The sequence below is a fragment of the Ensifer sp. Root1252 genome (genome assembly GCF_001425885.1).
In the GTDB taxonomy this organism is placed as follows: domain Bacteria; phylum Pseudomonadota; class Alphaproteobacteria; order Rhizobiales; family Rhizobiaceae; genus Ensifer; species Ensifer canadensis.
Genome location: NZ_LMDT01000012.1, coordinates 269,119 through 293,253 on the forward strand (window position 1 = coordinate 269,119; position 24,135 = coordinate 293,253).

The window sequence follows — 24,135 nt, forward strand, 5'->3', positions numbered from 1 at the left end:
AGCCTGCGATTGCTAGGTCAACAACCGACGCGGCAGGGGGCAGGGCGAACCTATCACAAGAACTGGTCGATAATGGACAAGACAGCGAGCAGCAGCATTGGCGGAATGACTATGGCAAGCCGGAATGCCCATTTTGAAGGCAATCGTGGCCTATCGACCGGATTGTCTTTCCGCAACGGTCGAATGAGTTTTTCCCTGACGAACGCGGGGGATAGGAGGTCGCCGAAGGACACCCCTATGGTCTCATCGATTGCCGCTCGAATGTGATTGCGCTCGGCCTCGCTCAGTTCAAGCCGGGTGAGTTTCTCGTCAAGCAGGATCGGTAACGGGACGCCTTCGGTGATGACGGCGAGGGCGGGGTAGGCATGTCCGGCGAAGGGGGTTGTCGGCAGCGCGCGGTCGTCGCTCGTCGGCCGGAGGTACAGTGGGCGCTGGCCTGGCTTCATCCGGGTATAGGCTGTCTTTATAGTACCGCGCGCAAAGGGAACGCTCGGGGCGTAGCGCAGGATTTGGCTGCCGCTCAGATCGACGATGATGGGCTTCAGCAAATACCGCCGGCCGGCGGCGCGGCGGGCAAGGAGAATGGGGATGGCGTTGCTCAGCATGACCAGGCTGAACAGCACAAGGCCGGCTCCGAGGATGAGCCGCTGCGCCGTCGTGCGAATGACGCTGCGATAATCATGGGTGAGGCTGACATGCTCGGGGCTGTCGCCGGCGATTGTGATGTTGCCGTGCCGGCAAAGGCCGGGTTGACCGACCGAACGGGTGTTCAAGATTTGCTCGTGGGGCTGACCATCGTGCTGAAAGCGAACCTGCGTGCTGCAGAGCTGGGGTTCGCCGCTGCCAGGCAGGCAATCGACCGAGCAAATCTCTGCGCCGCTGACGAGAACGGGGTTCCGGCTGATGGCGTAATCACGCCTGATCTCGTCGATCGGGAGCCGGAGCAGGCCCACCGCCAATGGCAACGGCAAAAGTGCCAGGAAGAGGAAAAAGAAGCCGAGGGAAAAGACGGGCGCAACGACGCGGATAGCACGGGACGGGAAAGCACTTTCGATTGGTGTCGTCATGCGCTGCCAGTTCCCCCAATGCTCCGTCCTCCGCCTTCCGCCCACAAGGCGTCGTGGCGTCGAATCACCCCGCTTGCTAAGACCTTAGCGCAACTTCAGACTTGTGACGGAGGTGGTGTGCAATCGTGCCTTCGCCGTTTCCTGATGATTGCTTGCAATCAAACGGGCCGTTTTGACAGCGATGGCAAACCGCGTCGAACCGGACTTGTTACGGTGACAATTCCGGTCCACGGCCGCTGGTAAAATCGATTTCGAAATCGGCGTTTATTCGCTACGACTATTGCCTCAGGGAGGCAGCGGCGCCATCTGCGCAGCCGCGAGGCGCCGTGCTGCGAGGAGCCAGGCAATGTCCGAACACCATCATGGTCACGATCACCATGATCACGACCATCACCACGACAACCATTTCACCGATATGGAGGCGCGGGTAAAGGCGTTGGAAACGGTGTTGACGGAGAAGGGCCTGATCGATCCGGCGGCGATCGATGCCATCGTCGAGACCTACGAGACCAAGATCGGCCCGCGAAACGGCGCCCGCGTCGTTGCCAAGGCCTGGACCGACGCCGAATTTGCCGACTGGCTGAAGGGCGACGCAACGGCGGCGATCGCCAGCCTCGGCTATACCGGCCGGCAGGGCGAGCACATGCGCGCCGTGTTCAATACGGCCGACACCCACAACCTCGTCGTCTGCACGCTCTGCTCCTGTTATCCCTGGTCGGTGCTCGGCCTGCCGCCGGTCTGGTACAAGGCGCCGCCCTATCGCTCGCGCGCGGTCATCGATCCGCGCGGGGTGCTGGCGGAATTCGGGCTGATGCTCCCCGAGGACAGGCGCATTCGCGTCTGGGATTCGACGGCGGAGCTGCGTTATCTCGTCGTGCCGGAGCGGCCGGTGGGGACAGAGGGGCTCCGCGAGGAAGAGCTTGCCGATTTGGTGACCCGCGATTCCATGATCGGTACCGGGCTTGCGCTTGTCACCGAGGCGCTGCGATGAACGGGCCGCACGATCTCGGCGGGCAGCATGGAATGGGTCCGGTCGCGCCCGAGACCAACGAACCCTATTTTCACGCCGAATGGGAAAAACGGGCGCTCGGCGTGACGCTTTCCTGCGGCGCCTTCGGCGCCTGGACCATCGACGAGAGCCGGCATGCGCGTGAAAACCTGCCGCCTGCCACCTATCTCTCGGCGAGCTATTACGAGATCTGGACGCGGGCGCTGGAGACGCTGCTGAAGCGCCACGGTTTCGTGACCCAGGCCGAACTCGACGGCGGCCAAATGCTCGAGAAAGGAGCCGAGCCCAAGCGCGTGCTGAAGGCCGACATGGTGCCGGCGGTGCTTGCCAAGGGCGGCTCTTGCGACCGGCTGGTCGAAACGCGCCCGCGCTTCGTCGTCGGCGAACAGGTGCGCACCAAAAATTTCAACCCGACGACCCATACGCGGCTGCCGCGCTATGCCCGCGCCAAGCTCGGCACGATCGAGGCGGTGCAGGGTTCCTTCGTCTTTCCCGATGATAACGCCCATGGCCGCGGCGAGAGCGCGCAGTGGCTCTATACAGTGGTGTTTGACGGGGCTGAGATCTGGGGCGAGGGCGCCGACCCGACATTGACGGTGTCGATCGATGCCTGGGAGAGCTACCTTGAGCACCTGTAAGACGACATCGCCGCTTGCCGCCTCCGCCGAGCTGCCGAAATCGCCCGAGGGCGATCCCGTCTTCGCCGAGCTGTGGCAGGCGTCTGCCTTTGCCATGACGGTGAGACTGCACGAAAAGGGCGTCTTTTCCTGGAACGAATGGGCCGAGGCGCTTTCCGCCGAACTCTACAAGCCCGGCCGCAAGGCGGATGCCAGCGACTATTTCGATTGCTGGGTGGCGGCGCTGTCGCGGCTCGTCACCGAGCTTTCGATCACCTCCAGCGGGCAGCTGGAAACCTTGACGAAGAGCTGGCAGCGCGCGGCCGAGGCGACGCCGCATGGGCATCCGATCCTGATCGAGAACGACCCGCTGCGGTAGCGGTCTGTCATATCTCATGGGACGCGAGCGGGTTTGCCCCTCACCCTAGCCCTCTCCCCGCGGGCGGGGAGAGGGGACGTGGACGACAATAGCGTTGCCACCTGGCATCTGTCGTTGACGAGCACCTCGGCAGCGAATGGCTGACGTGGAGTGGCCGCGAGCCACAAGTTTCCTTCTCCCCGCGTGCGGGGAGAAGGTGGCCAGCAGGCCGGATGAGGGGCCATCTCCACGGAACATCACGTAACGTGAATCGATGCTTCGAAAACTGAGCCAACGTTATGATATGGCGACGGTTTTAACCTCGAAACGCTTTCAGTTGCGGCAGCGCTGCAGTCGTCTCTGACGCCGTCAACTCTTGGCGGCTGCCGGCTTCTCGAACTGGCGGTAGCATTCGTCGGCGACCTGTTGCAGAAGCGTACGCGGCACTTCGCCGGTGACGGCATAGCCGATCGGTCCGTCGATCCAGTAGAAGGTTTCGACGCCGCCGCTGCTGTCGATGCGGAAGCTGGTTTCGCGGTTGTCCGGGTTGCGGCCGAGAAGCACGGTCAACCGCTGGCCGCTCGGGTCTTCATACATGAACAGCGCGCCCGCCTTGCCGTTGACCGGTAGCAGCCTGCCGCCGACGAGCGAAAAGCCGAGTTTCGACAGATCGGGAATGTTGAGCGGATGATCGAGCCGCTTGCCGAGCCAGGTGGCAAGGTGGGTCTGCTGGTCCGGCCCGACCTCGACGGCGTGGCGCACCTCGCTTGCATAGATGAGAAACGCTGACTGCGCCTGCCGCGGCAAGCTCTCAGTCACCAGGGCAACCTGTTCTGAACGTTCGGGGGCGAGGACATGCGGGGCATAAAGTCCGCTGAGGGCGCCGGCGCCAAAGAGCAGGAGACCGGCGGCGATGCGGCCGCCAAGGCGCAAAGTCCAGCGATCGCGCGAAGCGACGGCCGCGCCCCGGCTGCTCGTACCTGCGAGCAACGCCCGGTCGCGCTCGTCACTGCGGGCATAGGTCGAAAACATGGCGCGGAGTTCGGTTGCCTGGCCCTGCCACTGGCGGACCTCCTCGGCGCGCGCGGGGTTGCGCTCGAGCCATTGCTCGACCCGCGCCCGGTCCGCCTCGCTCAGGAAGCCGTCGACATAGGCGTTGAGGTCGTCTTCGGAGACGGTGTTCAATTCGTCCGTCATTTCGGTCTCCGCATGCTGATCACGTTGTCGTCCTTCATCGCTTCGGCAAGCTGGTGACGCGCCCGCGACAGGCGGGACATCACCGTGCCGATCGGAATGGCCAACATGTCGGCCACATCCTGGTATCGGTATCCCTCAATCACCACGAGCATCAGCACCGAGCGGTTTTCCGCCGAAAGGCCGTTCAGCGCCCGTTCCAGCCGCGAGCGTTCGAGCGGATCGCTCTCTTGGGTTTCCGCCTGGAGGCCGAGGTTGTCGTCGAGCTCGACCTGCGGGTGCAGCGCGGTGTGCCGGTGCCGGTTGCGGCTGAGATTGGTCATGATGGTGAAGGCCCAGGCACGCAGGTTGACTCCGCGCCACTGGGCGCGGCGCGCCAGAACCTTCTCGACACAATCCTGCAGCAGATCTTCACCATCAGGATCCGAGCGCACAAGGCTGCGCGAATAGCGCCGGAGCGCCGGCATCAGCGCCAGCACATCCTCCTCGAACCGGTCGGATGCGGGGCTTTTCGCCCCCGCATCCATATTCACGCCATCACGGCTTGACGACATCCCATTCGCCCTTCAAGCCATCCCCGGTAATGTCACCCATCTTCTTGTCCTTGATAAAGAAATACAGCGGCATACCGTCCTTGGCCCACTGCTTGGCTCCATCCTTGCGTTCGACGACCGTGTAGGCTCCTTCCGCCTTGGCATCGCCTTCGACCGTGAAGGGCGGCCAGTTCTTCGCGCAGGCGTCATAGCAACTGGAAACGCCGCCATGGTCGTCCTTGTAGGTGTAAAGCGTCATGCCGTTGGCGGCGGCGAGCACATTGCCCTTTGCCGTTTCGACCGTCTTGACCGGAGGTGCCGCAAAGGCGGCGCCGGCGACAAGGGAAATGGCAATAGCGAGCGGTAACGTTCTCATGGGAGCTTTCCTTCCTCAACTTGAATCTAGCGGAGTGCGCAGGCGCGCGGATCCTGACATGAGACACGAGGAGGGCGGGGATTATTCCCGGAATTGTTGCATCGTCGCACTTTTTTCAAGTGCCGGCGAGCCGCACCGCTTTCAGGCGCGGTTGGCGACGAAGCGGGCGAGCGCGGGGCCGATCATGGTGATGATCATGAGACGGGCGGACTGCAGCGCCATGACGAAGGAGAGGTCGACATTGCTCGAAGCGGCGATGACCGCGATCGAATCGAGCCCGCCCGGGCTGGTGGCGAGATAGGCCGTCAGCGGGTCGATGTCGGCGACCTTGATGAGCAGCAGGGCAAGCAGGCCGGAAAACGAGATCAAGACGACGATTGAGATCACCGTCGGCACCAGTGCGCGGCGCGCGTGGGCAAGGATCGAGCGGGTGAAGCCAAGGCCGATGTTCCAGCCGAGCAGGGCGTAACAGAGCGCCAGCAGCCATTGCGGCAGCTCGGTGGTCATGACGCCGCTGACATTGAGCACGGCGCCGACGAGGAACGGCAGCAGGAAGGCGCCGGCCGGCACGCGCAGCATCCGGCCGGCAAAGGCCGCGCCGAGCCCGACGGCAAGCGTTGCCAGGAACGGCAGGATCGAGACAGGCTCGAACCAGACGATTGCGGTTTCGGCCTCCGCGCCGGTCACCCAGAGATGGGCGACCATCGTCGCGGTGCTGGCGACGAAGATGACGCGCAGATACTGCATGAAGGCGACGAGGCGCGCATCGGCGCCATAGGCATCCGCCATCAAGAGCATGGTGGAGGCGGCACCCGCCGACGAGCCCCAGATCGCCGTCGTGCCCGGCAGGATGCGCATGCGGGTGATCACCCAGCCGCAGAGCGTGCTGACGGCGATGACGGAGAGAATGACGCCGAGGAACAGCGGCCAGTTGCCGGAAAAGGTGCCGAGCATGCCGGGCGTCATCGCGCCGGCGATCATCATTGCAAGAATGAATTGCACGCAGAAGTACACCTGCTTGGGCAGGCGGATGGTGCCGCCGTTCATGCCGAAGAGCACGGCCGCGAGCATCGGCCCCATCAACAGCCCGGCGGGAATGCCGACCAATTCGAGGACTGTCGCAAAGATCACGGAGACGAGCGTGAGAAGCAGCCATTGCAGCGTCGGCGCAAGGCGGCCGATGCCGACAGGGTCCGAAGACGAGGGCGTGGCGGGCTGGTCGGGCTTCAAGGGCATTCTCCGGCATTGCCTCAGGCGGTTGACGTGTTCGTGCCCGCCTGATCCGTTTGTCGGGGCTGGCCCATGCAGGGATCGGTTCGCCGCCGCGCAACCGCTCGTTAGCAGCATTGCGCGCAGGCATTCAAGCGGCAGGCTGGCCACAGGGCCAGAAGTGCCACAGCGGATAGGGCGGGCGGCCGAAACGACTAGATGGGGGTGCCGTCATGTGACACGCCTGCGCCATTGCGGCGCGGCGCTGGGCAGCCCGGCGCGCGGCAGATCGATGATAGCTCCTTGATCTGGTGCGGGATTTCGCGATGGAGGTCGTTGCAAACGCGGGTGCCGGGCGTCCGGCAGGATACGACGACCCGAAATCCGGGCTTGCTTGTGCACCCCGAATCCTGACACTTCGGATCATGCAATTTGCTCCGCAACAGGACGAGGCCCTCAAGGCCGTTTCACAATGGCTGAAAGAGGGCCGCTCGCAGCTCTTTCGGCTGTTCGGTTATGCCGGCACCGGCAAGACGACGCTTGCGCGCCATTTCGCCGAGCATGTGGATGGCGACGTGCTGTTTGCCGCCTTTACCGGCAAGGCCGCCCAGGTGCTGCGCTCCAAGGGTGCCAGCAACGCCAAGACCATTCACTCGTTGATCTACCGGCCGCGCGGCGAGGAGGAGGTTTCCGACGAGGAGACCGGCAAGACCTCGATCGCGCCGATGTTTTCCATCAACCGGCAAAGCCCGGTCGCAAAGGCGGCGCTGATCATCGTCGACGAATGTTCGATGGTCGACGAGGCGCTCGGCAAGGACCTGATGAGCTTCGGCACGCCGATCCTGGTTCTCGGCGACCCCGGCCAGTTGCCGCCGGTCACCGGCGGCGGCTATTTCACCAATCAGGATCCGGACTATCTGCTGACCGACATTCACCGCCAGGCCCGCGACAACCCGATCATCCGGCTGGCGATGCAGGTGCGCGAAGGCAACGAGATCATGCATGGCGACTACGGCACCACCCAGGTGATCGGCCGCGGGCAGGTCAACCAGGAGCTGGTGCTGGAGGCCGACCAGGTGCTGGTCGGCACCAACAAGACCCGGCGGCGCTACAACCAGCGGCTTCGCGAGCTCAAGGGCTTTACCAGCGAATATCCGCAATCCGGCGACAAGCTGGTCTGCCTGCGCAACGACCCGGCCAAGGGCCTGCTCAACGGCTCGCTCTGGCAGGTCATGAGCTCGTCGAAGGAAACGGTGAAGCCCGGCATCAACCTGATGATCCGCCCTGAGGACGACGACATGGATCGCGGTGCCGCCAAGATCAAGCTGCTGAAGGCAGCCTTCGAAGAGGTCGAGGGCGAAATTCCTTGGTCGACCCGCAAGCGCTACGACGAATTCGACTTCGGCTACGCGCTGACGGTGCACAAGGCGCAGGGCTCGCAGTGGAACAATGTCGTGCTGTTCGACGAGAGCTGGGCGTTTCGCGATACCCGCGAGCGCTGGCTTTATACCGCGATCACCCGTGCGGCCGAGCGCCTGACGATCGTTCGCTGAGGACGGGCAGGCCTAAGTCTTCGATCGAGGGAGATTTCAGTGCCGATCAACAGGATCATCATTTACGCCCAAGACGTCGAGGCGACCGTCCGCTTCTACGAGAAGCACTTCGGCTTTCAAGCATGCGACGAGGCGGGCGACCGGATCATCGAGCTGATCTGCGGGGAAGGCGGGGCCAACCTGATGATCCACCCGGCGGCCAAGGGACAGCGGCGCGGCCAGTCGCTGGTCAAGCTGGTATTCGACGTGAGAGACGTCGAAGCCTTCTGCGAGCGCTGCGCTGCCGAAGGGCTGGTGTTTGGGGCCATCCATCAGGCCGATGGCTATGTCTTCGCCAACGCGAAGGACCCGTGCGACGATCCGATCTCGGTCTCAAGCCGCGCTTTTCGCAACGGGTGACTGTCGAATAGCGCGGCGTTTTTCTTGGCTCCGTCGCGCCGCGGCCGGATCTGAAGCGCGCGCCGCTCTTTCTGCTCTTTGCTAGCGCTTGGTCGCCATCCACAGGACATGGCGGGCACCACCACGCTTGCCGTTGGCGCGCACATTCACCTCGTCGGTGGCAAAGCCGACTTCGCGCAAGCGGCGCGTAAAGGCGCTGTCCGGCGCCGATGACCAGACGGCAAGCACGCCGTTTGGGCGCAGGGCAGCCTTGGCCGCGCGAAGGCCGGTGTGGTTGTAGAGGCTGTCGTTGGAGGCGCGCGTCAAGCCATCCGGACCATTGTCGACATCGAGCAGGATGGCATCGTAAGCGGCGGTCTTCGATCGGATCAGCGCGCCGACATCGCCGACATGGATGTCGACGCGTGGATCGTCGAGCGTGCCTTGGTGGAGATCCGCCATCGGTCCGCGCGCCCACTCGACGACAGCTGGCACGAGCTCTGCGACCACCACCCTGGCATCATCAGGCAGCGCGCCCAATGCGGCCCGCAAGGTAAACCCCATGCCGAGGCCGCCGATCAGCATGCGGGCATTCTTCCGGCAGGCAATCCGCTCACAGCTCAGCGTCGCCAGCGCCTCTTCCGATCCGCTCAGCCGGCTGTTCATCAATTCCGTCGAGCCGAGCATGATGGAAAATTCGCTGCCGCGGCTCTTCAGGCGCAACTCGTCGCCATCACCGGGAATGGTTGCGCGGTCTAGCAGGATCCAGGGAAGCATCGGGGTCGTCTCTCATTGCATCGTTCAAGCGCCTCGTAACATGAGCGTGGCGCTGAAGACATCACATTGTCGATGATCCAGGGAGAATTGCCCCCTCACGATGCCCTTTTCGGCGACGGGAATTTCGACACCGCGATGCTTCATCCCCGTGACCAGCGCGGGATCTCGGCTAGATACGTCCGATAGCGCGAAGCGTCGCGCCTGGTTATTCCGCGGCGATCATGCCTGATAGCACCGCCTTGGCGATGGCCTGGAAGCGGTTGTGGGCGTTGAACTTGCGGATGATGCCGGCCTCGAGCGTCAGCGCTGCGGCCAGATCCATCTCCATCAGCCGGGCGATGCGTGCAGCCGGGTAACCTTCGGCCATGAATGTGAGGCATTCGCTCTCGATCGGCGAGAGATGCACGTTTTCGGCGTCATCGGACGAGGCCTCGCCCTGTTCAGCTTCGTTTTCCAGCAGTTCGGCGATGCGCTGCATCTGGCGCCGCAGGTTGGATTGTTGCGCCGCCAGTTCCCGGCGTCGTGACAACAGCGCTTCCTTGAACAGCCGGTCGGCCTCTGTCTGGTCGTCGGCGCCGGCAAGACCAGCGAGCAGTTCCTGGATGGCCGCGATCGGCATGTCGATTTCACGGCAGGCGTTGATGACGGCCATGCGGCGGATGTGGTCCGGTCCATAGACCCGCATCGGCCCCATGCGGGCGGCGGTCAGCAGGCCCTTCTCCTCATAGAAATGCAGGGTGCGGTGGGTGACGCCGAAGGCATCGGCCATATCGGCGATTGCAAGCGGGCTTGAGGGATCGTGATGGGGAAGCGGCAGTCTGGGCAGGTAGCCGGTGCGCTCCGGCGCCGCCAGCGCGCCCTCGTACTTCCAGTGGTCTCGCGGCATATCGATGATCCCCGTTTGACAGTGCCGCGCGCCTGTTCAAGGGGGCGAAGGCAGCCGTCACGCTTCGATTTGCTGCATAATTGATCCCGATATCGCTGCCGATTTACGGAATTATGCCGCAGGCATCAGGAACTCGTCGCGATCGCACGGTATGACCGGAGCGGAAGCGATCCGCGCTCCAATGCAACCGTCGATGGTCGACGATAGCGACTGCTGCTCGGCTGGGGCACACCGCGAAGGGCGCGGCTACTGCTGACAATTGTGCTTGCCTGACGAGCAACCAGGCACCAATTCCCAACGCATGGCCACACCGTATACGCGAATCACATATATGAATAGTCCTGAATATTGCAGGGGAAGTGCTGGTTTGGGCCATGCTGGCGGGCCGCTTAGGACGCAGGCAGCATGGTTTTCCGTCAGTGGCCGATGACCCGGAGTGGGCTGTTTGCGCTGAGGATGAACAGCGGCTCGTCGCCGCGCAGCGGTGCCAGTTTTTGCTGGCAGGACCAGGCGCTTTCGAAGCTGCCGCGGGTCAGCAGCTTGCGATACTGGGCGGTTGCCGTCATGCAATCCATCAGCGGGCTCTGGATCTGTTCTTCGCTCGCATGGGTGTAGATCTCGCCATCGAGGGAAAACAGTTCGGATGCCAGCGACATGCTTTCAAACAGCAGATCGGGCTCACTCTTCAATCGTTCGCTTGTGATGAAATCCTGCCGCAGCGGCACGCCTTCGCCATCATGCTTGAGCGTAACGCGCACACCGGCCGCAGGCGCGTCGTACCAGGTCAGCTCGAGCGAAAACGACAGCGCCGCATTGCGCGATACCGGCCGTCCGGCGTCGCCGTCGGTGGCGCGCGCCAGTGTCCGGTGGCGCTGAGCGGCGGCGCGAAGGGCGACGGCGAAGGCTTTGACGTCGGCGTTCTGGTCTCCCGATATGGCGACGTTGACGGAGGGCAGCACGCGCTCGATCGAATGGCGGCCGTTGAAGAGCTTCGCCTGCGCATCGATGTCCATCGTCATTTCCGGTGAAGGCAGCGGCGCAAACAACAAAAGCGGCAGCACCGACAGCACAGCCAGCGGCGAAGACAACGGTGCCGGCGGCCAGGCCGTCTTCTGGCCGGGGAGGCGCTTGCGCGTCAGCTTCGGCTGGCGCGTCTGTGGCTCGGCGGGGCAGGCCGCATCGATCTGCCGGCGGCTGTATTCCGGTACATAGGTGCCCTTGGGAATGACCAGATGCCATTCGTCCTCGGCGCCATCGGTCTCGTAATAGGCCTTGAGCAATTTGCGCAGCTTGCCGGCATGCACCCGCACCAGCGGATCGCTGTCGGCATTGAACGCCTGAGGGCGGTCGAAGACGTCGATGGCGATCGAATAGCCCTTCAATTGCGGGCCTTCGCCGATCATCTCCTTTTCGACCACATAGGCGAGAAAAGCGCGCAGGCGTTCGGAACGCGCGAAAGACTTGCTCTCGAGGATACGGCGAAGGTTTTGCCGTATCGTCTCGTCGCAGGGTCTTTCGACCGCCATCATCAATTGTTGCTCCAGGTTCATTCGTCGCGAAACTTTATGAAAGAGATCGAAGGGCAGATCTGCCGCAATTCGATATGATTCGGAAATTTAGGCTCAAAAAAAGCTGTTGTCAGGATGCTTGACCCCAAATTTGAGATTTATCTGAAATAAACTCAAAATTGCGACCGTCCCCTGTGGCAGAACGTAGCGGTGCGTCTTTTGCGACCTTGCATCGCCGACATCCGCATCGGTTTTTGCCTTGGTTGATGGGTCTTGCTGGACGCACTGCATGTTAGGCCCCACTAATGTCAAGGTTTCGTCAAGGCATGGCCGGCAAACAAGCGACGCCGGAGCCGACTTTCGCTGGCGAACGTACTCTTTGGAATTGCTGCATAATCTTGGTCCAAACTGTTTTCTGTTTTTACAATTATGCAGTAGAACATTGCATTGACATTGCCCGCCTCTGGAAAGTTCCGACATGCCCGCAAAACTGTCCGTGAATCTGAATGCCGTTGCCATGCTGCGCAACCGGCGCGATCTTCCCTGGCCGTCCGTCACTGCGCTCGGCCGCATTGCTCTTGAAGCCGGCGCAAGCGGGCTGACGGTGCATCCGCGCCCCGACCAGCGCCATGTGCGCTTCTCCGATCTGCAGCCGATCCGCGATCTCATCGACGACGAATTCTCAGCGACCGAGTTCAACATGGAAGGCTACCCGAACGAGGAGTTTCTACGCCTCGTCGAAACGCACGAGCCGGAACAGGTGACGCTGGTACCTGACGATCCGGCGCAGGCGACCTCAGACCATGGCTGGGACTTCCGCAAGAACCACAACCTGCTCGGCAGCGTCGTTGGTCGGCTGAAGAAAAAGGGCTTTCGCGTTTCGCTGTTTGCCGATGGCGACGAGGACACCGAGGCGCTACGCATTGCCAAGGAGACGGGTGCCGACCGCATCGAGCTTTATACCGGCCCCTATGGCGGTTGCTATGACGACCCCGAGAAGGCGGAAAAGATTGCCGCCGAACTCGGCCGCACGGCGGAAATCGCCGCCAGCCTCGGGCTCGAGGTCAATGCCGGGCACGACCTGACAGTCGCCAATCTGCCGCTGCTCGCCAGGCACATCCCCAACCTCGCCGAAGTGTCGATCGGCCATGGCCTGACGGCAGATGCGCTGGAGTATGGCATGGCCGAAACCGTGCGCCGCTTCCGCCGCGCCTGCGGCCAGACGGTTTGAAGCCACCATTTGCAGGCGACGCAGTCCCTGACGGGCGCGCCATTCAGAGCGGCAGGCGGGCGCGGAGCCCATGGGGACGTCGCGAGTTTCGCGACGTATTCCGCAAGCGCTGGCATGGCGGAATGTTCACTCTTGCAGCGCCGCGCGGCGCTGTAACATTTTAAAATTTCTGCATAATTTTCTCCGTCGATCGATTCCGATTTAAGGCGCGCCATGCAGTTGCTGTGTCGCGAAAACCGGACCGACGAGGCGAAATTCGTGAGATTGCCGATATGAAAGACATTTTCGTCGTCACCCACACTCAATCCATCCACCACGAAGAGGACAAGGTGGGAGGCTGGTACGACACCGACCTGACAACTCGCGGCCACGAGGACGCGGCGGCAACTGCCGAGCAGCTGCTGGACCTCATCGGCGGGAACGAGGTGGAGATCCATAGCTCGGATCTTCGCCGCGCATCGCAGACGGCGGCTGCCATTGCAAAGCGCTTCCAGCGGCCGGTGACGGAGACCGCCGATCTCAGGGAAATCAGCTACGGTGTGGCGGGCGGCAAACCCCAGGCGTGGCTCGACGCACGGTATAGCCCGGCGCCGGACGACAACCGGCTCGATTACCATTGCGGCATCGATGGCGCGGAAACCCGGCGCGACGTGGCAGCCCGTGTCTACCCTTGCGTGAACGCGATCGTCGAGCGGCCTTGCGAGACACAGATCATCGTGACCCATGGCTTTACACTCACGCTGGTCCTTGCCGCGTGGATGAAGATACCGATCGATGCCTCGGGCTTCCTGAGTTTCCCGGCAAAATCCGGGAGCATCACGCATCTGCGCCAGGACGATTTCTTCCGAAATCGGGCAGTCATCAGCCTGGCGGATGCCTCCCACCTGAACTCCTGAGCGCCGTGAAACCGAGACGCTGAACTTTCAGGAGCAAAGTTTCTCGAACGAGTCTTGCGACTGGCGCGCGCAAACCTGCGGCTTGACTGCTATAGGTCGAGCCTATCTTTTCCTTTGTGTGCGGCTAATGACATCTCCCACCAGTTTCCGCGAGCGTATCGCTCTCTATGCCCTTCTGACCTCGCTAACCTCCATCAGCATCGATGCGCTGTTGCCGGGCTTGCGTCAGATCGGGGCCGATGTCGGCGTTGCGCCGCCGCTCTCTACCCAGCACATCATATCGCTTTTCATCCTCGGCATGGCGTTCGGAGAGTTGCTGCTGGGCCCGCTCTCCGACGCGATGGGACGAAAGAAAGCGCTTGTTCTGGGCCTTGGCGTCTATGCGCTCGGTACGGTCATCGCCATGGTGGCAGGCTCACTCGAAATGGTGATTCTCGGCCGATTTCTTCAGGGGGTCGGCGTCTCCGGACCGAAGATCGCCACGCGGGCGATGATCCGCGACCAGTTCGAGGGCGATGCCATGGCCCGCGTCATGTCATTCATGTTCACGCTCTTCATTCTCGTGCCGATGCTGGCTCCGACGTTGGCGCAGGGTATCATCGCGGTCGGCGGCTGGCGCAGCGTCTTCGTGGTCTATCTCGCTGTGGCAGGCCTTCTCGGGTTGTGGCTGGTCATGCGGCAACCGGAAACATTGCCGGCCGGGAAACGCATTCCCTTTCGTCCGAGGCTTCTGCTGTCGAACGGGCGGCGTATCCTGTCAAATCGGCGCGTGACGCTGCTGATCGTGGCGACCGGGCTCGTCTTCGGTGCGCAGCTCCTTTACCTCAGCACGGCGGCCGATCTCTTCTTCGATGCCTATGGGATCGGACAAACCTTCCCATTGTATTTTGCGATGCTGGCCACAGGGATCGGGCTTGCTTCGTTCCTCAACGCAAAACTTGTGCAGCGCTTTGGGGCGGAGACAATGGCACGCTATGGTTTTGTCGGGCTGGCGACGGCGGGACTGATGATGCTGGCGGCATCCATTTTTTGGGGCGGACGGCCGCCACTGACCGTGCTGATGGTGCTCGGCTTTGCGGCGTTCTTTGCAGTCGGGGTGCTGTTCGGCAACCTGAACGCCATGGCTATGCGCTCGCTTGGCCAGGTTGCGGGCCTCGGCGCATCGTTGATCGCCTCCGGATCGAGCCTGATCGCGACCCTGTTTGCCATCGGTCTGGGCGCCTTTTACAACGGCACGACGCTGAACCTGTCGGCGGGTTTCTTCCTCGCGGGCATCAGCGCTCTCGTTCTGGCCGAGATCGCGGTGCGGGGAGATGTCGGGCCGGTGGAGGCCGTCCGATAACGATAGAGGGCTGCGAAGATTGGGCAGGCCGTGGGGAAAGCTTGGAAGCAATGGGGTGTTGGCGGACCGAAAGCCGGCATTTGCCGGCCCGGCTGATGACAAACGACCGAGATCCCCTGTTTGATGCGAGAGACATCCCGTCCTTCTCATCCTCGCCCTTGTGGCGGGGATCCAGTGACCCGACGTCTGTCGGGTCAAAAGACCTTTCAGCCCAAAGACTTGGGCTGGCTAGATTCCTGTGACAGGCACAGGAATGAGGGCGCTTACCATTCAGCCGGCAAGTCTTGCCCTGCTGGCTTCGAGGAAGGCGGTGAGCGGCAGGGGGGTGGCGCCGGTCAGGGTCGTCACGTCGCTCGTCACCATGTCGATATGGCCCTCGCGGGTGTTGGCGTCGAAGGAGACGACGATCGGGATGAGGAAGTCGGGCAGGCCCGCGCCCTTCAGCCCGCCGGCCAGCGCGTCGTCGGAAATGTGGACGACGTCGAGCGGCTTGCCGGCAGCCTTGGAGACGAGAGCGGCGATCTCGTCGGTCGAGCGCAGCTCCGGGCCGGTCAGCGTGAACGTGCGGCTTTCATCGCCGGCTGAAAGCAGGGCTGCTGCGGCGGCCTTTGCGGCATCGGCGCGGGCGAGGTGGGCGAGGCGGCCCTTGCCCGAGGACGAGTACCACTGTCCGGTTTCCAGCGCATGCGGCAGCGCCATGAACAGGTTTTCCATATACCAGCCGTTGCGCAGGATCGTGTAGGGGATGCCGGTTGCCTTGATGGCGTTTTCGGTGCCGAGATGATCGGGCGCAAACGGGATGACCGAGGTCTCCGGGTTCGGCATCGAGGTGTAGAGGATGTGCTTGGCGCCGGCCTTCTTCGCGGCCGCGACGGCTGCCAGATGCTGATGCAGGCGCTTGCCCGGCTGGTCGAGCGCATCGGTGGAGATGATCAGGATGCGGTCGGCGCCGGCAAAGGCCCGGTCGAGCGAGGCCGGATCGTCGAAGTCGGCGACACGTGCCTGCACGCCCTTGCCGACATAGTCGGAAAGCTTTGCCGTATCGCGGCTGGTGGCGATGATGTTGGCCGGCTGGACCTTGCCGGATGCAAGCAGCGCATCGAGCACGAGCTTGCCGAGCTGGCCGGTGGCGCCGGTCACGAGCAATGTATCGGACATGAACTTTTCCTTTTTCTCTGTGATGCCAGCCGACGCTTCGGGAGGGAAAGCACGTCTGCCGGTTGTTGGTCTCTTTTTGAGAGTTGCTCTAATCTAGTAATCTGGTAAGAGCTGTAAAGGAGGCAGTTTTTTCTGCCGTGGTTACAAAAAGGGTACCGGCCCATGAACAAGCTCAGTGGTGATGTGAAGGGCAAGCGCGTGGCGATGGTCTGCGGCGTGCCGATGGATGTCGAGAATTGCCCGGTGCGCGACGTCATGGACAACATCGGCGGCAAGTGGAACTCGCTGATGATCCTGTCGCTGGCCGACGGGGCGTTGCGCTTCTCGGAACTTCGGCGGCTGATCCCCGATATCTCCCAGCGCATGCTGACGCAGACGCTGCGCGACCTGCAGCGCGACGGCTATATCAGTCGCACGGTCTTTCCGACGCAGCCGCCGAGCGTGGAATATGCGCTGACCGATCTCGGGCGCTCGTTGCACGAATTGCTGAAGCATTTTGTCGATTGGTCGGCTGCCAACCATGTGGCAATCCGCGCCTCGCGCCAGGCCTATGACGGCGCGCCTTGAGCGGCTATTGCTGACTGCATGAAGAGACTCGATATCGGTATTGCCGGCGCCGGGCCGGCCGGGCTTGCCTCGGCGCTTTTGCTTGCGCGGCAGGGCCACCGCGTTGAAATCCTGGAACGTTTCGCGGACGTCGCGCCGGTCGGCTCCGGGCTGATGCTGCAGCCGACGGGGCTGACGGCGCTCGCCGCGCTCGGGTTGCTTCAGCCGATCATGGCGCTCGGCAGCCGCATCGACCGGCTGCACGGCGCCGATGCCAGGAGCGGCCGCACGGTGCTCGACGTGCGCTATGACGCGCTTGCGGGCGGTCGCTTCGGGCTGGCCGTTCAGCGCGCAGCGCTGTTCGGCGTGTTGCATGATGCAGTTACAGCGGCCGGCATTGCCATTCGCACCGGCATGACGCTGACCGCGGCCAAGACCTCGGGCGAAAAGGCGGTGCTGACGGATGCCGCCGGCCAGGAGGCGGGGCGCTATGATCTCGTCATCGACGCGACCGGTGCCCGCTCGACCATTGCGGCGGGTGCCGCGACGGCGCCCGGCGTGCGCGAGCTTGCCTATGGCGCCTTCTGGGCGACGCTCGACAGTGACGGCCTGACCCATGATCCAAACGCACTGACACAGCGCTACGACCGCGCCAAGGTGATGATCGGCATCCTGCCGGCGGGCCGGGCGCGACCGAAGGCGCGAGACCATGTTGCCTTCTTCTGGAGCGTCAAGGTCGGCGATGCCGACGCCGTGAAGGCGGCGGGTCTGGACAGATGGAAGGCGGCAATTCGCGACTACTGGCCGGATTGCGCGCCGCTGCTCGACCAGATCGACGATTGGGACCAACTGACGCTGGCGCGCTATGCCCACCGCACCTTGCGCCCGCCGACGTCGGGCCGCGTCGCTTTTGTCGGCGACAGCGCGCATTCGACCAGCCCGCAACTGGGGCAGGGCGCCAACATGGCGCTGATCGATGCGGCGACGCTTGCCCACACTTTGTCGCTTACCGACGATATCGACGCGGCGCTGGCCGCGTATGGCCGGGCGAGGCGCAACCATATGGCGCTGTTCCAGCTGCTGTCGCTGGCGTTCACGCCCTTCTACCAATCGGACTCCGCAGCGCTTGCCTGGCTGCGCGACCGGCTGGTGGCAACGATCGCGCGCATTCCGCCTTCGCCGGCGCTGCTCGCCTCGATAGTTTCGGGCACGCTGATCGACCCCTTTGCAGCCGCGGGCCTCAAGGAGTGCGACTGGCAGGCGATATGCGCGCAGCCGGTCGCCGAAAGCGCTGTCGCCGTGCCCGCCTGAGCGTACCGCGAGACCGCGCATCCGCGTGCAAACCCTGTATAAGGCCCGCTCAGCATAATTCCTCAAGTTGGATTCGATTTAAGGAATTATGCAGCAAATATAAGGTGTTACGGCGTCCTTTGCGCGTCATGGACGCGCGGCGCTGTAGAGGGACGGAAATGCCGACCCTCAAATGGTTCTTTGCGTTGGCGAGGTGTTGTGATGACAGAATTTGTGGCTGCGGTTCTGGTGCATGTCGCCGATGTGGATGCAGGGCTTTCCTGGTATCAGCGCGCCTTCCCAAGCGCAGAACGTCGCCGTCTGGACGCCTTCGATTTCGAGTATCTGAAGATCGGTTCGACCCATCTGGAAATCGTGCCGGCGGACGAGAAGGTGGCGAGCGGCGCGGCCGGTTCGGTCGTCTATTGGCAGGTCGAGGATTTCGACCGGGCGCTTGCCGATTTCAACGGTCTGGGCGCGCCGCTCTATCGCGGCCCGCTTGCGATCGAAGACGGGTTGTGGATGTGCCAGGTTCGCGACCCCTGGGGCAACTGCATCGGCCTTCGCGGGCCACGCAGCGGGCAGGAAACGGCTTGAACATCCGACGCACCTGAACGGCGGCAAACGTCAAGCACGCGGCGCGGCAATTGCGCCTACTGCATGTTTCCTTAAATCCTATTCGATTTAAGGATCAAAACATGCAGCCATTCAAAGTGCTACAGCGACCTTTGCGCGTCTAATAAGACGCGCGGCGCTGTAAGGGACCGAGCATGCCGCATGGATCAACGGAAAATGGCCCACAGCGCAGGCTGGAGGCCATTTTCGTTTGCGGTCGGTGCGGATCGGGGAACGCCCGATCCTGGCTTATGCGGCGCGGCGCAAATCCTCGACGCCGAGGGCGAATTCGACGGCGGCGTCGGCGTGGATCGCGGTGGAGTCGAAGCCCGGCAGCGGCAGGCTCTTCGGGTCGAGGATCAGGCAGATCTCGGTGCAGCCAAGGATGACGGCATCGGCCCCTTCGGCCTCCGCCGTGTCGATCAGGTCGATCAGCGCCTTGCGGGAAGGGCTCAGCACCTTGCCGGCGCAAAGCTCGTCGAAGATGATGTTGTGCGTCAGCGTGCGGCCAGCAGCGTCGGGCACCATCACTTCGATGCCGTGGCTCTTCATGCGCTCGGCGTAAAAGCCGTGCTCCATCGTGTAGCGGGTGGCAAGCAGCAGCGGCTTGCGAACGCCGGCGGCCTTGAGGCGGGCTCCGGTCTCGTCGATGATGTTGATCAGCGGAATGTCGACGGCCGCCTGCACGGCGTCGGCGATCAGGTGCATGGTGTTGGTGCAGATCAGCACGCAGTCGGCACCGGCCGTCTTCAGCCCATGGGCAACATCGGCAAGCCGCCTGGCGGCGTCGTCCCAGCGGCCGGCCTTCTGCAGGTCGACGATCGACTGGAAGTCGACGGAGTGCAGCAGCACCTCGGCCGAATGCAGCGCGCCCAGCCGCTCGCGAACGGCCTCGTTGACCATGCGGTAATAGACCACCGAGCTTTCGAAGCTCATGCCGCCGATAAGACCGATCTTGCGCATTTCCATCGTTTCTTTCCCTGATCCTGTCGCCATCCGCACCGAAGTGCGGCCAGCTGTTTTCGATGGGGAAACTATGCCGGACCTTCGTCCGCAATGGTTCGCTTTGATGGCGCGAGAATGGTCGTTTAGCGCGAATGAATTGCGCAATGACTGTTGATTGTGCAAATATGCAGCGTATCGTTTCGATGAAATGGGAGTGGTGAGCGTGCTGGACGAGAGAGACAGGAAGCTTTTGACGCTGTTGCAGCAGGATGGGAGCATGGCCGTCGGCGAACTTGCCGACCGGGTGAACCTTTCGCTGTCCGCCTGTTCGCGCCGCATCCAGCGGCTGGAAGAGGCAGGTTACATCGCCAAGCGTATCGTCGTTCTCAACCGCGAGCGCATGGGCGTGCCGACCACCGTGTTCGCGATGATCAAGACTGCGCATCACTCCGACGAGTGGATCGAGACATTTCGCCGGGCGATCAGCGACATCCACGAGATCGTCGAGGCGCATCGCCTGACCGGCAACTACGACTATATCGTCAAGGTCGTGTTGCCGCGGGTCGAACACTACGACGTGGTCTACAAACAGATCGTGCGCAAGGTGGAGCTCTTCGACGTTTCCGCGTCTATCTCGATGGAGATCCTGAAGAGCGGCACCGCGGTGCCGGTCGATTATGCGGAGTGATTGAGACGATGAGCGAGAACGGCATCAAACTGGCCGAGGCGCTTGTGGTCGTCGACGTGCAGCGCGCCTTCATATCGGGTGCGGATGCGGTGCCGGATCTTCTGTCGCTGCAGCGGGCCGTCGGCCGGCTGCTTGAGCGCGCGCGCGAAAAGGCAGTCCCCATCATCTTCGTGCAGAACGACGGGGAAAAGGGTGCGCCGGACGAGCCGGGCACGGACGGCTGGCAGTTGTTCTTCGATGCGAGCCCCGGTGAAACGGTCGTGCGCAAGTCCGTCGACGATGGTTTTCACGACACCGATCTGGAGGCGCGGCTGAGGAGCCATCGGGTCGAAACCATCGCCATCTGCGGCATGCTGTCGGAAATGTGTTTGGCGGCAACGGCGCGCCGGGCGATGGACCTCGGCTTCCAGGTGATCCTTGCCCACGACGCGCACGCCACCTATGACGTGCCACCGGGGCCGGGCGGCTCGGAAAAGGTCCCGGCGCACATGGCGGCGCGGGCCGCCGAATGGTCGCTCGGCGACGAGATCGTGCTGGTCGGAACCATCGACGAAATCGGCTTCGAGCCGGCGATGGCGCAGGCGGGGTGATGCCACTCCGGGCTATCTCATGCCTTGTTGGCAAACCACACTGTCGGCGTGCCTTGCACACCGCCGTTGCGCATTGCCGTTTTCAATTCGTCCAGGTTGCCGAACGCCTGAGCCGCTTCAAGCGTGGCAAACTCATGGGTTACGGTAACATCGTTGGGATTGTCAGGGGCTTGATAAACCGCCTCCGCCAAAACGCCGTTTGCCTTCTGCACCGGCGAAAACGCATCGTATACCCTGCGCCAGGCCGCGTAGTCGAAGACTTCGTGTCTTACGAACAATGTCGTCATATCATCCTCCTGCGTCAGGTTGGGTTGGGACGAGTGTCCTGCCCGGAGGGGCCTTTGTGATGCCGAGACATCGGCGCAAGCGCCTTAAGACCGTCTTGGCATGATGTCGGATGCGGCACCCCGGTTACTGGGATTGGACGAGTAACACCAGAGTTTCGGGCAGCACGCCATCATGCGTCATCGCATCCGCTGCCGCTTTTGTCTGCATGAAGGCCTCCAATTTTGCCATGTCGGCAACATCCATGACCAAGCCGACGCGGTTGGATGCCTGAGGGTCTACAAATGTGCGGATGTTTGTGACGCCGATCGGTTCGAAGATCTGCTTGCGGAGCGGGGAGGCGAGCCAGTGTTTGGTGTCTTTGACATCGTGATAAGCCATAACGGTAGGCATGATGTCCTCCCTTGTGGGTCAAATATTCAACTACACTGCTGCGTTTGGTAACGTTCATTTCAATGATGCTACGAATGTGGCTGTTTTCGACCCGCCCATCCGAAAGATATCTCTGCAATCACTTTGGATTAATTCGGAAAAATCGCACTCATTGGGTCGTTCTGTCGCGGCTGAGCTTTCGGTTGTTTCACTTGGCGACCCTCGCGCTCTGGTGTCGAATGCTTCACGAGCGGTCGCGACAGAATGAAATGGTAAACCGGGGTGAGGGCTCGGCTGTGGGCGCCGGCATCCGGTAGCCCATCGCAAGCTTGATATGGAGGGCTTGGACGGCCCCGTCCGGGGCTTGCGATGTTTCTGTCAACTGCCTAGCGAATCTACTGGATGTCGGTTTGCTGGAGGTGGATATGAAAGTGGATGGCCTTTGCCGCCCGCCAATAATCACGCCGCAGCTTGTTTGGCAGGTGCCAGCATTTCCGCGGCCCTGGCATAGCCGCCGTCCATTCCGTCGAGAAAATGTAGGTGTGAATCAGGTCTGCCGGATGGGATCAGGCAGGTCATCAGCGCATGAGACTGGCGGTGTAGACCGAAACTGACTTCGCCGCGTTGTCTGGCGGCGACAAGGATGGCTTCGACCCGGTCGATCTGCTCATGCGTGCAATCGAGCGTCAGGCGCAAGCCGTCATCGCACTTGCGGAAATCCGAATTGGCCGCGACCGTCGACCAGCGCGCCGGGTCGACATCCATCCGCTCATCCTTTGGTACCGCGACCGCCTCCGGCACCGGATGAGCCTGGCGCTGCCCGGCCTCGAGAACGGCAAGGACGCTTCTCGCCAGGGCGGCAAAGTCCTGAGCGCCGGTCTGTTCGGTCGGCTCTACCAGCAAGGAGAGAATTTCACCGCGCTGGCTGGGAAACGGCTTCCATTCGCACCGGAGACCGGTCAGGTTCGGTTGCGTCGTATCCCTGTCCGGCCTTATCAGGTAGCGCCCGCGCTTGATCTGCTGTTCCGCCCATTTCAATCCGCCACCGGCAAACATGGTATAGGTGGCGTCTTGCGATGCCGCGTAGCGGGCGATCCTGACATCGCTTCCGTTGGCGCGGACTTCGCGCACGGACAACAACCCGGTTCGAAGCGTCAGGCCAAGGCTGTCGCTCGCAAAGGCCGCGACCTGACGCAAGGTCGATGCCGCGGTTGCGGCCGCCTCCGGCGGCAGGGCGAATGCCGCGCCGTCGCCACGAAACACGAAGGGAAAATCGAACGTCCCCCGGGCGTTGCCGAAGGCGACGATCGCGGAGGCGCCGGCAAAGTTGACGTCCTCATAGCGCCCGGACCTGATCGCCGAGGTCGAGTCGACGACATCGGTAATGGCGATGTGCCAATCGTCGGGCAATGGCTCATAGATGGCCGGGTCGACCACATCAGAGAACTCACTATAGGCTTGCGGCGGCTGGGTGTGGCTGTTGCTCATCCGTGTTCTCCAAGTGGGCATAAGGGGAGGTCAGGTCTGCCGGGTGAGCGGCCAGACCTGACCGGATGGCCTTCAGACCAGATTGGTCTCGACATCGATGTTGCCGCGTGTCGCCTTGGAATAGGGGCAGATCTCGTGGGCTGCATGGATCAGTTCATGGGCGACGTCGCGGTCGAGGCCCGGCAGGCTGACATTGAGACGTGCGCGCAGGAAGTAGGAGCCGTCATTAACGTTCAGATCGATCTCGGTGTTGACCTCGGGTCCGGCCGTAAGCTTGATCTTTCTCTGGGAGGCGGCGACCTCGATCGCACCGATGTAGCACGCGGACCAGGCAGCACCGAAGAGGTTTTCAGCGGCCGGATGCGGCTGCGCCAGCTTGAGGTCAAGCATGCCATCGTCGCTGCGCGTGCCGCCGTTGCGGCCGCCGGTGTTGTGGGTCTTGCCGGTGAAGAGGAGCTTCTCGGTCATGGTGAAATCCTTTCTGGTTAAGTTTTATCGCATCCACTATAATCGGATGCGATGTAAATATGCCAACCCAAACCGGATGTCAATACCATTGCGATTTAATCGGATGCGATTTATATAAGGGTCGACAACGAGGACAATGGAACAGGATATACCCATGCCCAAATCCCCAACAGCAAAAGGTGCCGACGTTTCCGCGTCGCAGGCCGAATACGGCGGCAGGAAGCTTTCGAATTTTCTGTGCTTTGCGATCTACTCGGCAAACCTCGCCTTCGGTCGCGCCTACAAGCCACTGCTGGACAAGCTCGGTCTGACCTATACTCAATACGTGACCATGGTGGCGCTTTCCGAGGAAGACGAACAGACCGTGGGCACGCTCGGCGAGAAGCTCTTCCTGGAGTCGAACACGCTGACGCCGATCCTCAAGAAGCTCGAGTCCGAGGGCTATCTGCAGCGCCGGCGCGATCCGGCCGATGAAAGGCAGGTCCGCGTGACGCTGACAGCGGCTGGACGCAAACTGGTCGAAATGGAGCCCGGCGCAGCATTGACGGATGTGATCGGTCTCGGAGACGATTTTCCGGTGGTGCAGCAAACCGTGGTGAAGTTGCGCGACAACCTGTTGCGTGCGACGCATCCTGAGAAAACATGACGTTCGGTAGCCAGGAGCCGGGCAGATTCGCCGCTTGTCGGCTCGCAGGAGATAGTCAGAGCGTTAGGCGGAATCACGGAAGCGCTCTATCTCTTTGTTTTTCCGCATTT

The 24,135-nt window shown here is 62.4% G+C and carries 28 protein-coding genes; 14 read left to right on the forward strand and 14 right to left on the reverse strand.

Annotated elements, in window-relative coordinates; genetic code table 11:
* Nucleotides 1-53 precede the first annotated feature (53 nt).
* The gene (locus ASD02_RS13770) at nucleotides 54-1,067 is read right to left on the reverse strand and encodes a hypothetical protein (protein ID WP_025427647.1); all 1,014 of its coding nucleotides are present in this window, start codon (nucleotides 1,065-1,067) and stop codon (nucleotides 54-56) included.
* A gap of 346 nt (nucleotides 1,068-1,413) precedes the next feature.
* Here ASD02_RS13770 and nthA point away from each other — a divergent pair, with 346 nt between their 5' ends.
* The 3 genes from nthA to ASD02_RS13785 are packed head-to-tail and all read left to right on the forward strand — an operon-like array spanning nucleotide 1,414 to nucleotide 3,072.
* A complete protein-coding gene (gene nthA, locus ASD02_RS13775) occupies nucleotides 1,414-2,058 on the forward strand; it encodes a nitrile hydratase subunit alpha (protein WP_025427646.1) in 645 nt (214 codons plus the stop codon).
* Complete coding sequence (nthB, locus tag ASD02_RS13780; protein ID WP_025427645.1) at nucleotides 2,055-2,714, forward strand: nitrile hydratase subunit beta; 660 nt, start codon at nucleotides 2,055-2,057, stop codon at nucleotides 2,712-2,714. Before nthA ends, nthB begins: the two co-directional genes overlap by 4 nt.
* The gene (locus ASD02_RS13785) at nucleotides 2,701-3,072 is read left to right on the forward strand and encodes a nitrile hydratase accessory protein (RefSeq protein WP_025427644.1); all 372 of its coding nucleotides are present in this window, start codon (nucleotides 2,701-2,703) and stop codon (nucleotides 3,070-3,072) included. Before nthB ends, ASD02_RS13785 begins: the two co-directional genes overlap by 14 nt.
* Before the next feature lie 348 nt (nucleotides 3,073-3,420).
* Here ASD02_RS13785 and ASD02_RS13790 read toward each other — a convergent pair whose 3' ends face one another.
* The 4 genes from ASD02_RS13790 to ASD02_RS13805 all read right to left on the reverse strand — a co-directional run bounded on the left by ASD02_RS13790 (nucleotide 3,421) and on the right by ASD02_RS13805 (nucleotide 6,384).
* Nucleotides 3,421-4,248: an anti-sigma factor gene (locus ASD02_RS13790; RefSeq protein ID WP_025427643.1), complete on the reverse strand. Its 828-nt coding sequence runs from the start codon at nucleotides 4,246-4,248 to the stop codon at nucleotides 3,421-3,423.
* Nucleotides 4,245-4,772, reverse strand: a complete 528-nt coding sequence (locus ASD02_RS13795) for an RNA polymerase sigma factor (protein WP_225906325.1) — start codon at nucleotides 4,770-4,772, stop codon at nucleotides 4,245-4,247. Before ASD02_RS13795 ends, ASD02_RS13790 begins: the two co-directional genes overlap by 4 nt.
* Nucleotides 4,773-4,782: 10 nt before the next feature.
* Nucleotides 4,783-5,154, reverse strand: coding sequence for a hypothetical protein (locus ASD02_RS13800; RefSeq protein ID WP_025427641.1), 372 nt, complete (start codon nucleotides 5,152-5,154; stop codon nucleotides 4,783-4,785).
* A gap of 141 nt (nucleotides 5,155-5,295) precedes the next feature.
* Nucleotides 5,296-6,384: an AbrB family transcriptional regulator gene (locus ASD02_RS13805; RefSeq protein ID WP_057211151.1), complete on the reverse strand. Its 1,089-nt coding sequence runs from the start codon at nucleotides 6,382-6,384 to the stop codon at nucleotides 5,296-5,298.
* A 404-nt stretch (nucleotides 6,385-6,788) separates the two neighbouring features.
* Between ASD02_RS13805 and ASD02_RS13810 the strand changes: the two genes are divergently transcribed.
* Both ASD02_RS13810 and ASD02_RS13815 read left to right on the forward strand, forming a co-directional pair.
* A complete protein-coding gene (locus tag ASD02_RS13810) occupies nucleotides 6,789-7,916 on the forward strand; it encodes an ATP-dependent RecD-like DNA helicase (RefSeq protein ID WP_025427639.1) in 1,128 nt (375 codons plus the stop codon).
* Between the two features lie 39 nt (nucleotides 7,917-7,955).
* Nucleotides 7,956-8,315 (forward strand): VOC family protein, encoded by a 360-nt coding sequence (locus tag ASD02_RS13815; protein WP_025427638.1) that lies wholly within the window; start codon nucleotides 7,956-7,958, stop codon nucleotides 8,313-8,315.
* Nucleotides 8,316-8,396: 81 nt separating this feature from the next.
* Here ASD02_RS13815 and ASD02_RS13820 read toward each other — a convergent pair whose 3' ends face one another.
* From ASD02_RS13820 to ASD02_RS13830, 3 genes are all read right to left on the reverse strand, one after another.
* The gene (locus ASD02_RS13820; RefSeq protein WP_025427637.1) at nucleotides 8,397-9,071 is read right to left on the reverse strand and encodes an MnmC family methyltransferase; all 675 of its coding nucleotides are present in this window, start codon (nucleotides 9,069-9,071) and stop codon (nucleotides 8,397-8,399) included.
* Nucleotides 9,072-9,276: 205 nt separating this feature from the next.
* The gene (locus tag ASD02_RS13825; protein WP_025427636.1) at nucleotides 9,277-9,957 is read right to left on the reverse strand and encodes a MerR family transcriptional regulator; all 681 of its coding nucleotides are present in this window, start codon (nucleotides 9,955-9,957) and stop codon (nucleotides 9,277-9,279) included.
* A 416-nt stretch (nucleotides 9,958-10,373) separates the two neighbouring features.
* Entirely contained in the window at nucleotides 10,374-11,486 is a 1,113-nt protein-coding gene (locus ASD02_RS13830) for a hypothetical protein (RefSeq protein ID WP_025427635.1), read from the reverse strand.
* A gap of 457 nt (nucleotides 11,487-11,943) precedes the next feature.
* Between ASD02_RS13830 and ASD02_RS13835 the strand changes: the two genes are divergently transcribed.
* The 3 genes from ASD02_RS13835 (at nucleotide 11,944) to ASD02_RS13845 (ending at nucleotide 14,934) form a co-directional block, all read left to right on the forward strand.
* The gene (locus ASD02_RS13835) at nucleotides 11,944-12,696 is read left to right on the forward strand and encodes a pyridoxine 5'-phosphate synthase (protein ID WP_025427634.1); all 753 of its coding nucleotides are present in this window, start codon (nucleotides 11,944-11,946) and stop codon (nucleotides 12,694-12,696) included.
* A 272-nt stretch (nucleotides 12,697-12,968) separates the two neighbouring features.
* On the forward strand, nucleotides 12,969-13,592 hold the full coding sequence (locus tag ASD02_RS13840; protein ID WP_025427633.1) for a histidine phosphatase family protein: 624 nt from the start codon (nucleotides 12,969-12,971) through the stop codon (nucleotides 13,590-13,592).
* A 127-nt stretch (nucleotides 13,593-13,719) separates the two neighbouring features.
* The gene (locus tag ASD02_RS13845; RefSeq protein ID WP_025427632.1) at nucleotides 13,720-14,934 is read left to right on the forward strand and encodes a multidrug effflux MFS transporter; all 1,215 of its coding nucleotides are present in this window, start codon (nucleotides 13,720-13,722) and stop codon (nucleotides 14,932-14,934) included.
* Nucleotides 14,935-15,204: 270 nt separating this feature from the next.
* Here ASD02_RS13845 and ASD02_RS13850 read toward each other — a convergent pair whose 3' ends face one another.
* Nucleotides 15,205-16,092 carry an NmrA family NAD(P)-binding protein gene (locus tag ASD02_RS13850; RefSeq protein WP_025427631.1) on the reverse strand — a complete coding sequence of 296 codons (888 nt, stop codon included), beginning with the start codon at nucleotides 16,090-16,092 and terminating at the stop codon, nucleotides 15,205-15,207.
* 162 nt (nucleotides 16,093-16,254) lie between these two features.
* Here ASD02_RS13850 and ASD02_RS13855 point away from each other — a divergent pair, with 162 nt between their 5' ends.
* The 3 genes from ASD02_RS13855 (at nucleotide 16,255) to ASD02_RS13865 (ending at nucleotide 18,525) form a co-directional block, all read left to right on the forward strand.
* Entirely contained in the window at nucleotides 16,255-16,659 is a 405-nt protein-coding gene (locus ASD02_RS13855) for a helix-turn-helix domain-containing protein (protein ID WP_025427630.1), read from the forward strand.
* 18 nt (nucleotides 16,660-16,677) lie between these two features.
* Complete coding sequence (locus tag ASD02_RS13860; protein ID WP_025427629.1) at nucleotides 16,678-17,949, forward strand: NAD(P)/FAD-dependent oxidoreductase; 1,272 nt, start codon at nucleotides 16,678-16,680, stop codon at nucleotides 17,947-17,949.
* A 201-nt stretch (nucleotides 17,950-18,150) separates the two neighbouring features.
* Nucleotides 18,151-18,525, forward strand: a complete 375-nt coding sequence (locus ASD02_RS13865; RefSeq protein ID WP_025427628.1) for a VOC family protein — start codon at nucleotides 18,151-18,153, stop codon at nucleotides 18,523-18,525.
* Nucleotides 18,526-18,792: 267 nt separating this feature from the next.
* Here the strand turns inward: ASD02_RS13865 and ASD02_RS13870 are convergent, their stop codons facing one another.
* The gene (locus tag ASD02_RS13870; RefSeq protein WP_025427627.1) at nucleotides 18,793-19,512 is read right to left on the reverse strand and encodes an aspartate/glutamate racemase family protein; all 720 of its coding nucleotides are present in this window, start codon (nucleotides 19,510-19,512) and stop codon (nucleotides 18,793-18,795) included.
* Between the two features lie 199 nt (nucleotides 19,513-19,711).
* On the opposite strand from ASD02_RS13870, the gene ASD02_RS13875 reads away from it, so the two are divergent.
* On the forward strand, nucleotides 19,712-20,176 hold the full coding sequence (locus ASD02_RS13875; RefSeq protein ID WP_057220833.1) for an Lrp/AsnC family transcriptional regulator: 465 nt from the start codon (nucleotides 19,712-19,714) through the stop codon (nucleotides 20,174-20,176).
* A gap of 8 nt (nucleotides 20,177-20,184) precedes the next feature.
* Nucleotides 20,185-20,766 carry an isochorismatase family protein gene (locus ASD02_RS13880; protein ID WP_038577231.1) on the forward strand — a complete coding sequence of 194 codons (582 nt, stop codon included), beginning with the start codon at nucleotides 20,185-20,187 and terminating at the stop codon, nucleotides 20,764-20,766.
* 17 nt (nucleotides 20,767-20,783) lie between these two features.
* On the opposite strand, the gene ASD02_RS13885 is transcribed toward ASD02_RS13880, so the two are convergent.
* The 4 genes from ASD02_RS13885 to ASD02_RS13900 all read right to left on the reverse strand — a co-directional run bounded on the left by ASD02_RS13885 (nucleotide 20,784) and on the right by ASD02_RS13900 (nucleotide 23,379).
* On the reverse strand, nucleotides 20,784-21,053 hold the full coding sequence (locus ASD02_RS13885; RefSeq protein ID WP_025427624.1) for an antibiotic biosynthesis monooxygenase: 270 nt from the start codon (nucleotides 21,051-21,053) through the stop codon (nucleotides 20,784-20,786).
* A 124-nt stretch (nucleotides 21,054-21,177) separates the two neighbouring features.
* The gene (locus ASD02_RS13890) at nucleotides 21,178-21,444 is read right to left on the reverse strand and encodes a hypothetical protein (RefSeq protein WP_025427623.1); all 267 of its coding nucleotides are present in this window, start codon (nucleotides 21,442-21,444) and stop codon (nucleotides 21,178-21,180) included.
* 438 nt (nucleotides 21,445-21,882) lie between these two features.
* Nucleotides 21,883-22,911 (reverse strand): DUF3095 family protein, encoded by a 1,029-nt coding sequence (locus tag ASD02_RS13895; protein WP_025427622.1) that lies wholly within the window; start codon nucleotides 22,909-22,911, stop codon nucleotides 21,883-21,885.
* 72 nt (nucleotides 22,912-22,983) lie between these two features.
* Nucleotides 22,984-23,379: an Ohr family peroxiredoxin gene (locus ASD02_RS13900; protein ID WP_025427621.1), complete on the reverse strand. Its 396-nt coding sequence runs from the start codon at nucleotides 23,377-23,379 to the stop codon at nucleotides 22,984-22,986.
* A gap of 154 nt (nucleotides 23,380-23,533) precedes the next feature.
* Between ASD02_RS13900 and ASD02_RS13905 the strand changes: the two genes are divergently transcribed.
* Nucleotides 23,534-24,025: a MarR family transcriptional regulator gene (locus ASD02_RS13905; protein ID WP_025427620.1), complete on the forward strand. Its 492-nt coding sequence runs from the start codon at nucleotides 23,534-23,536 to the stop codon at nucleotides 24,023-24,025.
* The last annotated feature ends 110 nt before the right edge of the window (nucleotides 24,026-24,135 follow it).

Coding starts and splice junctions, on each gene's coding strand:
- ASD02_RS13770 (WP_025427647.1), bottom strand. CDS start 1,067: ATGACGACACCAATCGAAAGTGCTTTCCCGTCCCGTGCTATCCGCGTC.
- nthA (WP_025427646.1), top strand. CDS start 1,414: ATGTCCGAACACCATCATGGTCACGATCACCATGATCACGACCATCAC.
- nthB (WP_025427645.1), top strand. CDS start 2,055: ATGAACGGGCCGCACGATCTCGGCGGGCAGCATGGAATGGGTCCGGTC.
- ASD02_RS13790 (WP_025427643.1), bottom strand. CDS start 4,248: ATGACGGACGAATTGAACACCGTCTCCGAAGACGACCTCAACGCCTAT.
- ASD02_RS13795 (WP_225906325.1), bottom strand. CDS start 4,772: ATGGATGCGGGGGCGAAAAGCCCCGCATCCGACCGGTTCGAGGAGGAT.
- ASD02_RS13800 (WP_025427641.1), bottom strand. CDS start 5,154: ATGAGAACGTTACCGCTCGCTATTGCCATTTCCCTTGTCGCCGGCGCC.
- ASD02_RS13810 (WP_025427639.1), top strand. CDS start 6,789: ATGCAATTTGCTCCGCAACAGGACGAGGCCCTCAAGGCCGTTTCACAA.
- ASD02_RS13820 (WP_025427637.1), bottom strand. CDS start 9,071: ATGCTTCCCTGGATCCTGCTAGACCGCGCAACCATTCCCGGTGATGGC.
- ASD02_RS13825 (WP_025427636.1), bottom strand. CDS start 9,957: ATGCCGCGAGACCACTGGAAGTACGAGGGCGCGCTGGCGGCGCCGGAG.
- ASD02_RS13830 (WP_025427635.1), bottom strand. CDS start 11,486: ATGATGGCGGTCGAAAGACCCTGCGACGAGACGATACGGCAAAACCTT.
- ASD02_RS13835 (WP_025427634.1), top strand. CDS start 11,944: ATGCCCGCAAAACTGTCCGTGAATCTGAATGCCGTTGCCATGCTGCGC.
- ASD02_RS13840 (WP_025427633.1), top strand. CDS start 12,969: ATGAAAGACATTTTCGTCGTCACCCACACTCAATCCATCCACCACGAA.
- ASD02_RS13845 (WP_025427632.1), top strand. CDS start 13,720: ATGACATCTCCCACCAGTTTCCGCGAGCGTATCGCTCTCTATGCCCTT.
- ASD02_RS13850 (WP_025427631.1), bottom strand. CDS start 16,092: ATGTCCGATACATTGCTCGTGACCGGCGCCACCGGCCAGCTCGGCAAG.
- ASD02_RS13855 (WP_025427630.1), top strand. CDS start 16,255: ATGAACAAGCTCAGTGGTGATGTGAAGGGCAAGCGCGTGGCGATGGTC.
- ASD02_RS13860 (WP_025427629.1), top strand. CDS start 16,678: ATGAAGAGACTCGATATCGGTATTGCCGGCGCCGGGCCGGCCGGGCTT.
- ASD02_RS13865 (WP_025427628.1), top strand. CDS start 18,151: ATGACAGAATTTGTGGCTGCGGTTCTGGTGCATGTCGCCGATGTGGAT.
- ASD02_RS13870 (WP_025427627.1), bottom strand. CDS start 19,512: ATGGAAATGCGCAAGATCGGTCTTATCGGCGGCATGAGCTTCGAAAGC.
- ASD02_RS13880 (WP_038577231.1), top strand. CDS start 20,185: ATGAGCGAGAACGGCATCAAACTGGCCGAGGCGCTTGTGGTCGTCGAC.
- ASD02_RS13885 (WP_025427624.1), bottom strand. CDS start 21,053: ATGACGACATTGTTCGTAAGACACGAAGTCTTCGACTACGCGGCCTGG.
- ASD02_RS13890 (WP_025427623.1), bottom strand. CDS start 21,444: ATGCCTACCGTTATGGCTTATCACGATGTCAAAGACACCAAACACTGG.
- ASD02_RS13895 (WP_025427622.1), bottom strand. CDS start 22,911: ATGAGCAACAGCCACACCCAGCCGCCGCAAGCCTATAGTGAGTTCTCT.
- ASD02_RS13900 (WP_025427621.1), bottom strand. CDS start 23,379: ATGACCGAGAAGCTCCTCTTCACCGGCAAGACCCACAACACCGGCGGC.
- ASD02_RS13905 (WP_025427620.1), top strand. CDS start 23,534: ATGCCCAAATCCCCAACAGCAAAAGGTGCCGACGTTTCCGCGTCGCAG.